The sequence below is a fragment of the Nonomuraea sp. K271 genome (assembly GCF_009908215.1).
In the GTDB taxonomy this organism is placed as follows: Bacteria; Actinomycetota; Actinomycetes; order Streptosporangiales; family Streptosporangiaceae; genus Nonomuraea; species Nonomuraea longispora.
The window spans coordinates 17,133-28,692 of sequence record NZ_JAAAHR010000126.1 but is presented as its reverse complement, the minus strand read 5'-3'; the positions used below and the strand labels follow the sequence as shown (position 1 = coordinate 28,692).

The 11,560-nt window shown below is 70.7% G+C and carries 12 protein-coding genes; 3 read left to right on the top strand and 9 right to left on the bottom strand.

The window, feature by feature from the left end; all coding sequences use genetic code 11:
- Nucleotides 1-282: 282 nt before the first annotated feature.
- Complete coding sequence (locus tag GUY59_RS33255) at nucleotides 283-918, top strand: hypothetical protein (RefSeq protein ID WP_138207811.1); 636 nt, start codon at nucleotides 283-285, stop codon at nucleotides 916-918.
- A gap of 70 nt (nucleotides 919-988) precedes the next feature.
- On the opposite strand, the gene GUY59_RS33250 is transcribed toward GUY59_RS33255, so the two are convergent.
- The 4 genes from GUY59_RS33250 to GUY59_RS33235 are packed head-to-tail and all read right to left on the bottom strand — an operon-like array spanning nucleotide 989 to nucleotide 5,723.
- Nucleotides 989-2,431: a sulfatase family protein gene (locus GUY59_RS33250; RefSeq protein WP_138207813.1), complete on the bottom strand. Its 1,443-nt coding sequence runs from the start codon at nucleotides 2,429-2,431 to the stop codon at nucleotides 989-991.
- Nucleotides 2,432-2,455: 24 nt separating this feature from the next.
- Entirely contained in the window at nucleotides 2,456-3,310 is an 855-nt protein-coding gene (locus GUY59_RS33245) for a carbohydrate ABC transporter permease (protein ID WP_132331838.1), read from the bottom strand.
- Nucleotides 3,307-4,239 (bottom strand): carbohydrate ABC transporter permease, encoded by a 933-nt coding sequence (locus tag GUY59_RS33240; RefSeq protein ID WP_138207815.1) that lies wholly within the window; start codon nucleotides 4,237-4,239, stop codon nucleotides 3,307-3,309. The genes GUY59_RS33245 and GUY59_RS33240 overlap by 4 nt, the downstream gene beginning before the upstream one ends.
- Entirely contained in the window at nucleotides 4,236-5,723 is a 1,488-nt protein-coding gene (locus GUY59_RS33235) for an ABC transporter substrate-binding protein (RefSeq protein WP_138207817.1), read from the bottom strand. The genes GUY59_RS33240 and GUY59_RS33235 overlap by 4 nt, the downstream gene beginning before the upstream one ends.
- 223 nt (nucleotides 5,724-5,946) lie before the next feature.
- Here GUY59_RS33235 and GUY59_RS33230 point away from each other — a divergent pair, with 223 nt between their 5' ends.
- The gene (locus tag GUY59_RS33230; protein WP_138207819.1) at nucleotides 5,947-6,975 is read left to right on the top strand and encodes a LacI family DNA-binding transcriptional regulator; all 1,029 of its coding nucleotides are present in this window, start codon (nucleotides 5,947-5,949) and stop codon (nucleotides 6,973-6,975) included.
- On the opposite strand, the gene GUY59_RS49225 is transcribed toward GUY59_RS33230, so the two are convergent.
- Nucleotides 6,918-7,172 (bottom strand): hypothetical protein, encoded by a 255-nt coding sequence (locus tag GUY59_RS49225; protein ID WP_236667741.1) that lies wholly within the window; start codon nucleotides 7,170-7,172, stop codon nucleotides 6,918-6,920. The two genes, GUY59_RS33230 and GUY59_RS49225, sit on opposite strands and share 58 nt — an antisense overlap.
- Nucleotides 7,173-7,363: 191 nt before the next feature.
- Here GUY59_RS49225 and GUY59_RS33220 point away from each other — a divergent pair, with 191 nt between their 5' ends.
- Nucleotides 7,364-7,969 (top strand): cysteine hydrolase, encoded by a 606-nt coding sequence (locus tag GUY59_RS33220; RefSeq protein ID WP_138207821.1) that lies wholly within the window; start codon nucleotides 7,364-7,366, stop codon nucleotides 7,967-7,969.
- 72 nt (nucleotides 7,970-8,041) lie between these two features.
- On the opposite strand, the gene GUY59_RS33215 is transcribed toward GUY59_RS33220, so the two are convergent.
- The 4 genes from GUY59_RS33215 to GUY59_RS33200 all read right to left on the bottom strand — a co-directional run bounded on the left by GUY59_RS33215 (nucleotide 8,042) and on the right by GUY59_RS33200 (nucleotide 11,476).
- A complete protein-coding gene (locus tag GUY59_RS33215) occupies nucleotides 8,042-8,959 on the bottom strand; it encodes an SDR family NAD(P)-dependent oxidoreductase (protein WP_138207823.1) in 918 nt (305 codons plus the stop codon).
- Between the two features lie 28 nt (nucleotides 8,960-8,987).
- Entirely contained in the window at nucleotides 8,988-10,127 is a 1,140-nt protein-coding gene (locus tag GUY59_RS33210; RefSeq protein WP_201761641.1) for a PQQ-dependent sugar dehydrogenase, read from the bottom strand.
- Nucleotides 10,128-10,197: 70 nt separating this feature from the next.
- Nucleotides 10,198-10,707: a DUF1097 domain-containing protein gene (locus tag GUY59_RS33205; RefSeq protein WP_138207827.1), complete on the bottom strand. Its 510-nt coding sequence runs from the start codon at nucleotides 10,705-10,707 to the stop codon at nucleotides 10,198-10,200.
- A gap of 34 nt (nucleotides 10,708-10,741) precedes the next feature.
- Nucleotides 10,742-11,476 carry an SDR family oxidoreductase gene (locus tag GUY59_RS33200; protein WP_138207829.1) on the bottom strand — a complete coding sequence of 245 codons (735 nt, stop codon included), beginning with the start codon at nucleotides 11,474-11,476 and terminating at the stop codon, nucleotides 10,742-10,744.
- Nucleotides 11,477-11,560 lie beyond the last annotated feature (84 nt).

Here is an 11,560-nt window from a genome sequence, read left to right as displayed (position 1 = left end):
GAGCGCCGGCCAGCGCAAGTGGCTCGCCCTCTCCAGCAACAGCAACCTGAGCACCGCCGCCAAGAGCGGCCACTACATCTACACCGACCAGCCCGACGTCGCCGTCAAGGCCATCGAGAACGTCGCCAAGCGGGCCACGCGCCAGGGATAGGCGCACTCCTGGAGCTGGTGTGCATGACCAGATGCCGGGGCGGGCTCGAACTGAGCTCGTCCTTGACAGTAAACCTTTACTGTTTGATGATCTATGGATCTTGTCCTGGTGTCGCACACCGAAGGAGTGTCATGTTCCGCCTCGTTTCTCCACGTCTCGGCCTGGCGTTAACCGGCGCGGCGCTGTCCGCCGCCCTGGGGCTCAGCGGCGGCCCGGCAGCCGCCCTCGCCGCACCCACGGACGGACAGACCGCCGCCACCGTCAACGACGGCCCCCCGCTCAGAGTGGCCTACCTGTCCGACGGCGAACTGCCCGACATGGGCCTGCCGTGGGTCAAGCGCACGGACCACTCCGCCGACGACGGGACGCCCGACTGGCGCCACGCCCGCGAAAGCAGCGTTACCGAAGAGACTGCCGACGGCTGGACTTTCGCCGCGATCAGCAGCATCTCCAAACACCTGAGCATGGCAGACGCCGACTACTACGCCGACCATGCGGCCCTGCTGGAGGCCGCCCGCAAGAACGGCGGAAGCGGCGGCACTGACCCGATGCAGTTCGAGAAGATCAGCACGGTCAACGGTGTGGATGTTTACCACATCAAGTATTACGTGTGGGGCTACTACATCTTCGACGCGGTCGAGTTCATCGCGCGGGACGGGCTCTACACCTTCAGGTTCTCGCTCCAGCTTCCCAAGGCCTACGCGGACCTGCCTGACCTCGCTCCCACGATCGCCGGAGTGCAGAGCAACCTGGACGAGCTGCCGTAGCCGGAAGTCCAGCCGGGTGCCGCCCGAGCCATCCTCGCTCCGCTTGGGCGGCGTCGCTGCGGCGCCGTCCTCACCAGTAGGCATCCCGGGGCCGGCTGCGGTCCTCGGTGGCGACCAGGACGTCGAGCAGGAGCTCCTGGAGTTCGGCCCGAATCGTCGCATGGGCCGGGTCGTCCCACAGGTTGTCCAGTTCCACCGGGTCGCTCTCCAGGTCGTACAGCTCGCCGGTGCGGGCGCGGGTCGTGGACGGCGGGCCGTGATAGACGACGATCTTCCAGCGGTCGTGCCTGAGCATCGTGGTGTGCACGGGCTCGTCGTACGGATGGCCGCTGTTGCGGTATTCGCACAGGGCCCAGCCCCTGACCGGCGCGCCCCGCTCGCCCCGGGCCAGCGGCAGGAGGTCGAGCCCCTGCCCGCGGGGGAGCGGCGGCGCTCCAGCGGCGGCGAGGAAACTCGGCGCCAGATCGATCCACTGGACCAGCTCGGAGCGCCGTTCACCGGCGGGCAGCCCGGCGGGCCAGCGCATGACGAGCGGCACCCGAACGGCGCACTCGTACATCATCGGGCCCTTCAACATGAGCTGGTGGTCGCCGAGCATCTCGCCGTGGTCGCTGGTGAAGACGACCAGGGTGTCCTCGGCCAGGCCCTCCTCGTCGAGGGCGGCGAGGATCCTGCCGACCTCGTCGTCCACGAGGCTCACCATCGCGTAGTAGTTGACCCTGACGTCGTGCAGCTCGGCTTCGGTGTACTCGGTGTAGCCGCGGGCGTGGCCGGCGTAGGAGCGGTGCGAGGCCTCGGTCAGCACGGGCGGCTTGCCGGCGAGCTCCTGGTCCCGGGTGACCGGGCCGCGCAGCGTCCTGCCCCGGTAGCGGGCGACGTACTCCTCCGGCGCCCCGAACCCGTGGTGCGGGTCGAAGAAGTTCGCCACGAAGAAGAACGGCTTGCCCGGGTCGCGTGAGCGCCGCAGGTAGTCGATGGTCTCGTCGCCGATCCACCGGCTGTAGTGGTACTCCGTCGGCATCGCGTCGAAGCCGGCCCCCGGACCGGGGCGGGCGGCGGCGTCGTACAGGTCCGGCCGTACGGCCCGGAGCCACCGGTGGTAGGCGTTCTCGGACGATCCGGGGTAAGGGTCGTGCGCCCATCGGAACACCCGGAAACCGTCGTCCAGCCGCGGCTCCAGCCTGCCGCCGAAGCACGCGCCGGCGACGTGGAACTTCCCGGCCAGACCGCAGTCGTAGCCATGGCCGGCCAGGACGCGCGAGAACAGCTGCTCGTGCGCGGGCAGCCCGACGCCGTTGGCCCAGGCGCCGTGCGCGTGCGCGTACCGGCCGGACATCAGGCTGGCGCGCGACGGCCCGCAGACCGGCGACTGCACGTAGCAGTTGTCGAACAGCACCCCCTGCTCGGCCAGCCGGTCGAGGTTGGGCGTGTCGATCTCGTCGTTGCCGTAGGCGCCCAGCGCGTCGAAGCGCTGCTGGTCGGTGCAGATGAGCAGGATGTTCGGTCGGTTCATTGCTTTCCTTCGAGGTGGGGCGCGTCAGGACTTCACGGCCCCGGCGACGCCTTCGACGAAGTAACGCTGGAGCGCGAGGAAGACGAGGAGCAGTGGGATGAGCGAGATGGTGCCCGCGGCGGCCAGGCCGGACCAGTCGGTGGAGTTGGTGCCGCGGAAGGCGAGCATGCCCACCGCGAGCGTGCGCAGGTCCGGGCGGCTGAAGGTGAACACCAACGGCAGGAAGAAGTTGTTCCAGGCCGCCAGGAACGTCATGACGCCCACCGTCGCGGTGACCGGTCCCGCGAGCGGCAGCATGACGCGGAAGAACGTCCGCAGGAAGCCCGCACCGTCCATGATCGCCGCTTCCTCCAGTTCGCGGGGGACCCGGCTGAAGTAGCCGGCGTAGAGCAGGACGGCGGCCACGTGGCCGCTGCCCGCCAGGGCGAGGACGATGCCGGTACGCGAGTTCAGCAGGCCCATGAGGTCGCTGAGCTCGACCACGGGGATGATGGTGAGCCCGTGCGGCGCGAACAACGTCGCGACCAGCACGGCGACCACGGCGCGCTTGCCGATGAAGTTCCTGCGGGCGATGACGTAGCCGGCCAGGGCGCAGCGCAGCACGACCAGCGCCACCGTTCCCAGGGTGACGACGACGCTGTTGACGGTGTACAACCCGAAGTCGGCGTCCTGCCAGGCCCGCGCGTAGTTCTCGAAGTGCAGCGCGTCGGGGATCAGGCCGAGCCCTCCGGAGAAGACCCCCAGCGAGTCCTTCAGCGAGGCCGAGAAGATCCAGAGCAGTGGATAGACCCATACCACGCAGATGACGGCGAGCACGATCACCTGTGCCCAGATCCCGAGCCGGCGGCGCTTGGCCCGCAGGCCGCTCGCGGCGCTCATGAGCGGCTCCTCACGCGGTCGGCGTAGCGGATGCCCACGGCCTGCAGCGCGGCGAAGACGAGCGTGACGAGCCCGAACAGCACGCCGAGCGCCGCTCCGTAGCCGAGCCGGGGCGTGGAGCCGGCGAAGGCCTGCTGGTAGATGTAGACCTCCGTGGCGAGGGTGGAGAAGAACGGCCCGCCGTTGGTCATAGTCAGCACCAGGTCGAAGATCTGCATGGTCTCGATCGCCGTGAGGAGAACGATGATGATCAGGAACGGCCGCAGCAGCGGGAGCGTCACGTGGCGCAGCGCCGCCCAGCCACCCGCGCCGTCCGTTCTCGCGGCCTCATAGACCGTGGTGGGGATCGTCTGCAGCGCGGCCAGCCAGTAGACGAGCGTGATGCCGAACCACTTCCACATGTGCACGCCCATCACCGTCCACAGGGACGTGCCGGGGTCTCCGAGGAAGTCGACCGGCTGGTCCACGATCCCGAGGTCGAGCAGCAACTGGTTCACCGGGCCGCCGGCGGGGTCGAAGATGAACCCCATCACCACCCCGATGATCGCCGTCGTCGTCACCGCGGGCACGAACAGCGCGGTCCTGAACACCCTGGCGAGCGGCAGTCTCGGGTTGTTCAGGACGAGCGCTGTCAACAGGCTCAGCCCCACCCGCAGCGGCACGGTCACCGCGATGATCGTCAGCGTGACCCCGAGCGACTTCCAGAACAGCGGGTCGCCGAACGCCTCACGGTAGTTGGCCAGGCCGACGAACGGCCGTTCGGCGCCCAGCCCCTTCCAGTCGAGCATCGAGTAGTACAGGCTGGAGATGATCGGCCAGACGGTGTACGCGCCGAACAACAGCAGGGTGGGCAGCAGGAAGACGTACGCCCACCGCTCCGACCGGATCCTGACGGCGAGGCTCGGGGCCTTGCGTGTCACGCTGCTCATGACGTCCGGTACATCTCCGCCGTGTAGTCCTTGCCCGGCCGCCAGTTCGGGAACGTCCAGTCGTCCAGGCTCACCTTCACGCCCTTCTTTGCGATGGCCCGCGTGGCGCGCTCCCGCTCGGCGGCGAGCTTGCCGGTGTGCTCGCGCAGGGTCTTGCGAATGTCGGTGAGCTCGCCGCTGAGGATCCCCTGCGTGATCTCGCCGAGCGTGGGCCGCGGCTCCTTCATCTCGGTCAGCACCTGCGCGACGGCGGGATTGCGGACGACGGGACTGGGCGCGAGCCGTACGGCCTGGCCGAACAGCTCGACCGCGCGCTTGTACGTGGGATGCACGTCCGCCGTCGACACGGCCTCCAGGTCGAGGGGCACCTGGTCCATGTACGTGGACAGCGCCCGGTGGAACTGGGGGCCGGTGAAGCGGGCGAGCAACTCGGAGGCCGCCTCCACGTGCCGCGACTGGCTGGACACGAACAGCTGGCCAGGGGCGGGAGCGCCGTAGAGGACCGGCTTGCCGCCCGGCGACGGGACGGGACCGACGCCGACCTTGCCGAGGAACTGCTTGAACTGCCCGTTGACGACGCCGATGTTCCATGACCCGTCGAAGAACATGCCCGCCACTCCGGTCGCCCACCTCGCCCGGGCGGTTCTGGCGTCCAGCGACGTAGACGCGGGGAACACGACCTTGTCGCGGACCAGGGACAACAGGAATTCCAGCGTCTGGACGAACGGGTCGCTCGCGTAGGCGTAGTCGCCGGTGCGCGGGTCCACCAAGCCCTTCTCGTCCGCTCCTGGGGTCATGGCGAGCGGGGCGCCGGCGGACATCGCCAGCTCGATCACGTGGCTCTGCAACCGTTCGTGGAACTGCAGGCCCTGGATCCAACCGTACGCGTGGCCGCCGCCGTCCTTGGTGATGCGCGCGGCGATGGAGCGGAACTCGTCCCAGGTCGCCGGGCCGTTGTCGGGGTCGCCGCCGGCCTTCTCGACCAGCTCGCGGTTGAACCAGGAGAGGGTGGCGTACTGCCGGGCGGTGAAGAGGGGGAAGGTGTGGAGCTTGCCGTCGAAGACGTGCAGCCCTTCGAGCAGGGTGTCGGCGGGGAGCTTGGCGCGGATCGCCTCCTGTCCCGCCAGCGGCGCGAACCAGCCACCGGCGACGAGGGACGCCTCGGACGATCCGAGGCCGGCGATCGTGTGCACGTCGGCGATCTGGTTGCTCTTGAACGCCAGTTGCAGCGCCTGGCCCATCTCGTTCGGGTTGTAGACCTCGTGCTCCACCCGGACGCCCGGGTTGGCCTTGCCGTACTCGGCGAAGATGCGCTCGTTCAGCGGTTGCAGCGGCTGGAAGTGATCCCACCAGCGCAACGCGTCGCCTCCGGCCGCCGGGGCGGCCTCCTGTTCCGAGGTGCGGGCGCACCCGGCGGCGCCGAGGGCGGCCGCGAGAGCGCCGCCGGACAGCCCGAGGAATCGCCGGCGGCCGAACGTCGTCATGGAGGTTCTCTCCTTCCCGCCGGGACCGAAGCGGGGGCGATGGTAGGGAAGTCACACCCGAAGGCGAACGTTCGCCTATGCTGAGTCACGCCACCCGACCCCGTCAACCCCCCACCGCCGCCGTAGAGGAGCGGCTGCCACCAGGCCCCTGTGGCACAATTGGGCTGTCCGGCAGTGGCGTGGCGACGCCGCATGCGAACGTTCGCCTTCCGGAGGTGACCCCGTGGCCAATGTCTCGCTCAGAGACGTCGCCGCGCGTGCCAACGTGAGCTTCCAGACGGTGAGCAAGGTGCTCAACGGCAAGGGCGCCGTCGCGCCCGCCACCCGGCAGCGCATCATCGAGGCGGCCGAGGAGATCGGCTACGTCCCCAACGCGCTGGCCCGCAGCCTGCAGTCACGCAGCTCCCTGACCCTCGGCGTGATCACCGTCGACTTCAGCAACGCGACGCCGGCGCAGTTCCTCGTCGGCATCGAGCGCGAAGCGCGCCGGCACGGCCTCAGCGTGATCCTCAGCAGCCTGGAGCCCGACGGCTCCGACTGCGTGCGCTACCTGCGCGTGCTGATGGAGCGCCGGGTGGACGGGATCATCATGAACGCTCCTGCCACCGAGGAGGACGAAGAGGTCGGGCGGCTGCTGCGCGCCGGGCCGCCCGCCGTCAGCCTGCACGAGATCGCCGGCGGCGGGGTCCCGCGCGTCACCGTCGACTCCGAGGCCACCGCGGCGCTCCCGGTCCGCCACCTGATCGCGCTCGGCCACCGCCGCATCGGCGTGGTGACCGGCCTGCGGCAGCGTCACAGCGCGCAGCGGCGCACCGCCGTCTACCGCGAGGTGCTGGCCGAGCACGGTCTGCCCTACGACGCCCTGCTCGTCGAGGACGGCGCATGGGAGGTCGAAGGCGGCTACGCCGCCACCCACAGGCTGCTCGACCGGGCCTCCGGCATCACCGCGATCTACGTCCAGAACGACCTCATGGCCGTCGGGGTGCTCAACGCGCTGCACGAGCGCGGGGTCTCCGTCCCCGGCGACTGCTCGGTCGTCGGCTGCGACGACCACCCGGTCGCCGCCAGGACCATCCCGCCACTGACGACCGTCCGCATGCCGTTCTTCGACGCGGGGGCGGCCGCCGTACGCCTCCTCCTCGAACGCATCGCGTCCGGACCGCCGGGGGACGTCGTCCTGCCCGTGTCCATGGTCTACCGCGCCTCCACCGCCTCCCCACCGGCCGGTTCGACCCGGGTCGCCCGGAGGTAGGCGAGGACGGCCAGCACGCGCCGGTTGCCGTCGTCGGTCTGGAGGCCGAGCTTGGCGAAGATGTTGTGGATGCGGTCGGGCGTCGCGTGCTTGATCGCGTTGGTGACCGCCTCGCTGGCGATGTAGTACAGCGACGACTCCACCGGCGGCGAGAGGCGCCCGACGCCGTCGGCGTCGACCGTGACCGGGACGGGCACTGCTCGTCAACGCCCTGCACGACCCCGCCACCGGACACCCGTGGGCGATGAACGTCGCCAGGCGGATCGGCCGGGAGGACGCGCGGCCCGCTGAGGGCCGGAGCTTGTCCGTCCTGGGAGGCTGACGCGTCACCGCGAACCCGATTGCTCGAAACCGCCCGATCCGGCCGTCGTGGAGGCAGAATCTGATCATGTCCTTCTCGCTCGACGCCACCGCTGTCCTGGCCCTGCACTGGCAGATCAACGTGATCAAACCCGAAGGCTTCTTCGGCGGGTTGCTCGCGGAACCCGTCGAGCGCAGCGGCGTGGTCGGGCGGGCCACGGCCTTCCACGACGCGGTCATGGCGCGCGACGTGCCGGTCGTCTTCACCCGCTTCACGGTGCCCGACGGCGGCGGCACCCTCGTCCGCAACACCGCGTTCATGCGGTCGGTCGGCGACGCGCAGACCGCGTTCCGTCCCGACGCCCCGGGAACGGGGATCATCCCGGAGATGGCCGCGCAGGCCGGGCGGAGCACCGTCGTGGACAACCAGCGGCTGTCCGGGCTGGCGGGCAACGGACTGCCCGAGTGGCTGGCCGCGCGCGGCATCACCACGCTGCTGGTCACCGGGGTCGCCACCAACCTCACCGTCGAGCAGACCGCCCGGCACGGCACCGACCTGGGCTTCACCGTGCACACGATCTCCGACTGCGTGACCGCGGCCGGCGACGACGCCCACAACGCCTCCCTGGGCAACCTGGCCATGGCCACCGCGGGCTGCCTGAACGCCGAAGCGGCCCTCGCCCGGTTGGCGTGAGACCGGCGGGGCTCGCACGGCCGGCCTGAGGCCCCGCGGCCCCACGGCCGGCCGTGGGGCCGTGGCCGCCTGTCACTCGTCCCCGGCGACCTCGGTCTGCCGCTGCCGCCGGGGCGTCAGCAGTTCGCCGAACCCCATACGGTGCACGAAGTTCTCGCGGGTGCCGCGGGCGACCTCGTTGACCGCCTCGACCCCGGACTTGGTGTAGTCGACGACGCTGCGGAACGGCTTGGCGCCGTGCGGGAGCTCGAGAATCCGGGTGATCTCCTCGGCGACCCCGACGGGGCTCGGGTCGACCCCCGGAACGAACAGCGCGGAGGTCACCTCCTCGTTGCGCGCCACCATCGGGTCCAGCTCGGCGTAGGCCGCCGCCACGGAGGTGTCGCCGGCGCGTGTGGCGTTGGGGAAGTGCTGGGTGCCCTTGGTGATCGCGCCGGGCATGACGATGCAGGTCTCGATGCCGAACGCGTTCGCCTCGTACGACGTCGCCACCGCCAGGGTGTCGAACGCCGCCTTCGACGCCGCGTACGGGCCGAGGAAGGGCGGCGTGGTGACGATGATGGTGCTGCCGACGTACAGAAGGGTGCCGCCGCCGCGGCCGCGCAGGTGGGGCAGGACCGCCCGGTTCACCCGGTGGGCGCCGATGACGTTGATGTCGAAGAGACGGGTGACGTCCTCGGCGGTGAACGCCTCGGTGTAGCCGACGTACAGGTGGCCCGCGTTCTGGATCACGACGTCGAAGTCGCCGCCGTCCCGCACGACGGTGGCGACGGCCGCGTCGGCCGACTCCTGAGAGGTGACGTCGAGTTCGATGATGCGCAGGGCTCCGTCGTACTGCGCGGTGACGTCGAGCAGTTCGCGGCGGCGCGCTTCATTGCGTCCGTACGGGTCCAGCATGCTGGCCCACACGGTGTGCCCGGCCCGGGTGAGCGCCTGGGCGGTGAGGTTGCCGATGCCGGTGGCGGCCCCGGTGATGAGGACGGTGGACATGGTGGGTCTCCGTTTCTGGGGTGAAGGGTCAGGAACCGGGGCGGACCAGTTCGACGCGCAGGATGCGGTCGTCGCCCGGCCGGGGGTCGGTGCCGCCCCACGTCGCCTCGTCGGTGTTGGAGGTCGTGATCCACAAGGAGCCGTCGGGCGCCGGTTCCACCGTGCGGATCCGTCCGTGGCTCCGGACGAAGTAGGCGACGGCGTCGCCGTCCGCTCGGGGCCCGTCCACGGGCAGGCGCCAGAGCCGCTGCCCGCCGAGCGCGCCCATCCACACGGCTCCGCCCGCGACGGCGATGCCGGACGGCGAGGCGTCGTCGGGGTGAAGGGTGAAGATCGGACGTTCGCCGTGGGAGCCGTCCCCGCCTTCCGACTCGGGCCAGCCGTAGTCGCGTCCGGGGCGCAGCACGTTCAGCTCGTCCCAGGTGCGGTGGCCGAGTTCGGAGGCGTACGCGGTGCCGTCGGGGCCGAACGCGATGCCCTGCACGTTGCGATGGCCGCCGGAGTAGATGACGGTGCCCGAGGGGTTGTCCGGCGGTACGGACCCGTCGGGGCGGACGCGCAGGATCTTGCCGTTCAGTGAGTCGTCGTCGGCCGCGTTCTCGGGGGAGAAGGCATCGCCGGTGCCGATCCACAGGTTGCCGTCGGGGCCGAAGCGCAGCCGCCCGCCGTGGTGGCGGTCGGCGGTCTCGATGCCTTCGACGATCACCCGTTCCTGGCGCAGGGAGCGCAGGTCGGGGGCGAGGCGCAGCGTGACGACGCGGTTGGTGGGCGAGGCGGAGACGTAGGCGTACACGGTGCGGTCCCTGTCGAACGCGGGCGAGACGGCCAGCCCGAGCAGGCCGCCCTCGGAGCTCACCTCGACGCCGAGGACAGTGCCGATCGGCACGGGGGCCCGGCCCGGCCGGACGTGCAGGATCCGGGCCGAGGCTCGCTCGGACACCAGGGCGGAGCCGTCCGGGAGGAACGCCAGGCCCCACGGCATGGCCAGGCCGCGGGCGATCTCGGTGACCTCTCCGGGCACCAGCCCGCGCGCGACCGCAGCCGTGGTGCTCTGCGGTGTGGTGCTCGTCTGTGAGGCGCCGGACTCCGGTGCGGCGCAGCCGGGCAGCACGGCCAGGGCGCAGAGCAGGGCGGTGACGGCGGCGCCGGTACGTGGGATGAGGAGCATGGCTGATCTGTCCTTCATGTCGGTCGGGCGCGCCGGGCCGGGGACGGCGCTCCGCCCCCGGCCCGGGCCGCTACGTGGCGAACCGGTGCTGCAACTGCTGGCAGGTGAAGCCCGCGACGGCCCCCAGAGCGGTGCCGGCGATCAGCGTGAGCAGCCCCGGAAGCATGTGCTCGGGCTCCGCGGCGAAGAAGGTGACCAGTCCCACGAACCAGGCGAGCATGTTGTTGACGACGGGCGTCGTACGCAGGCCGACGGCGACGGAGGCCAGCACGAGGACTCCGAGCGGCAGCGCCGCCGCACCGAGGAAGGGCGCGGCCAGCCCGACGATCGTGTGACCCACGACGGCGAGCGCCATGCCGAGCCACAGGCAGATGACGGCGTGGATGCCGAGGCGGACCGAGGTCGGCCGGGTGAACCACGCCACCCAGCCCGCGAACATGACCCAAGCCTCCAGGCCCAGCGCCGTGCTGGTGTAGGCGGCCGTGGCCGCGACCACGGCAGCGATGGCGGTGTAGGTGACGAAGTGGCCGGTCTGGGGCCGGTCCACGGCGTGCTGTGCTGTGGTGGTGTGCGTCTCCATGATCGTCCCTTTCTGGTGTGGCTGGGTGGGAAAGTCAGGCCGCGCCGCCGTTGGCGAACACGACCTGGCCGTTGATCCAGCGGCCGGGCCCGGCGAGGAAGGCGACGACCTGCGCGATGTCCTCCGGGGTGCCGAGCCTGTTCAGCGCGCTCAGGCCGGCGATCCGGTCGATGACCTGCTGTGACTTGCCTTCGAAGAACAGCTCCGTGGCCGTGGGGCCCGGCGCCACCGCGTTGACCGTGACGTCGCGCTCGCCCATCTCCTTGGCCAGGATCGGGACGAGGGCCTCCACCGCTCCCTTGGTCGCGGCGTACGCGCCGTAGGCCGGCAGGTGCAGGCGGGTGACGCTGGTGGAGAAGGCGATGATGGCGCCGCCGGGGCGGATCCGGCGGGCGGCCTCCTTGGCCGTGACGAACGTGCCCCGTACGTTGGTGCGCACCAGCCGGTCGAGCTGGGTCAGGTCCAGCTCCCGGACCGGCTGCAGCGCCATGACGCCCGCCGCGTTGACGAGGACGTCGACGGGGCCGAGGAGCCGTTCCACGGTGTCGAAGGCGTCGGCGACCTGCTGCTCGTCGGCCACGTCCGCCTGCAGTGCGATGCCGCGGGCGCCGGCCGCCTCGATCTCGCCGACGGCGGCGTCCGCCTCCTTGGCGTTGGAGGCGTAGACGACGGCGACGTTCTGGCCCGCAGCGGCGAGCCGGGCCGCGACGGCGCGGCCGATCCCCCGTGAGCCGCCGGTGACGATGGCGGTACGTGTTGCGCTACCCATGAGCTCTCTCCCCTGCTCAACTGCTAACAATTTCACGTTAACACCTTCGTGGAGCCGATAACAAGACAGTGTTAGCAGTTGGTT

Coding starts and splice junctions, on each gene's coding strand:
- GUY59_RS33240 (WP_138207815.1), bottom strand. CDS start 4,239: ATGAGCAGCGTGACACGCAAGGCCCCGAGCCTCGCCGTCAGGATCCGG.
- GUY59_RS33215 (WP_138207823.1), bottom strand. CDS start 8,959: ATGTCCACCGTCCTCATCACCGGGGCCGCCACCGGCATCGGCAACCTC.
- GUY59_RS33245 (WP_132331838.1), bottom strand. CDS start 3,310: ATGAGCGCCGCGAGCGGCCTGCGGGCCAAGCGCCGCCGGCTCGGGATC.
- GUY59_RS33255 (WP_138207811.1), top strand. CDS start 283: ATGTTCCGCCTCGTTTCTCCACGTCTCGGCCTGGCGTTAACCGGCGCG.
- GUY59_RS33235 (WP_138207817.1), bottom strand. CDS start 5,723: ATGACGACGTTCGGCCGCCGGCGATTCCTCGGGCTGTCCGGCGGCGCT.
- GUY59_RS33200 (WP_138207829.1), bottom strand. CDS start 11,476: ATGGGTAGCGCAACACGTACCGCCATCGTCACCGGCGGCTCACGGGGG.
- GUY59_RS33220 (WP_138207821.1), top strand. CDS start 7,364: ATGTCCTTCTCGCTCGACGCCACCGCTGTCCTGGCCCTGCACTGGCAG.
- GUY59_RS33250 (WP_138207813.1), bottom strand. CDS start 2,431: ATGAACCGACCGAACATCCTGCTCATCTGCACCGACCAGCAGCGCTTC.
- GUY59_RS33205 (WP_138207827.1), bottom strand. CDS start 10,707: ATGGAGACGCACACCACCACAGCACAGCACGCCGTGGACCGGCCCCAG.
- GUY59_RS33210 (WP_201761641.1), bottom strand. CDS start 10,127: ATGCTCCTCATCCCACGTACCGGCGCCGCCGTCACCGCCCTGCTCTGC.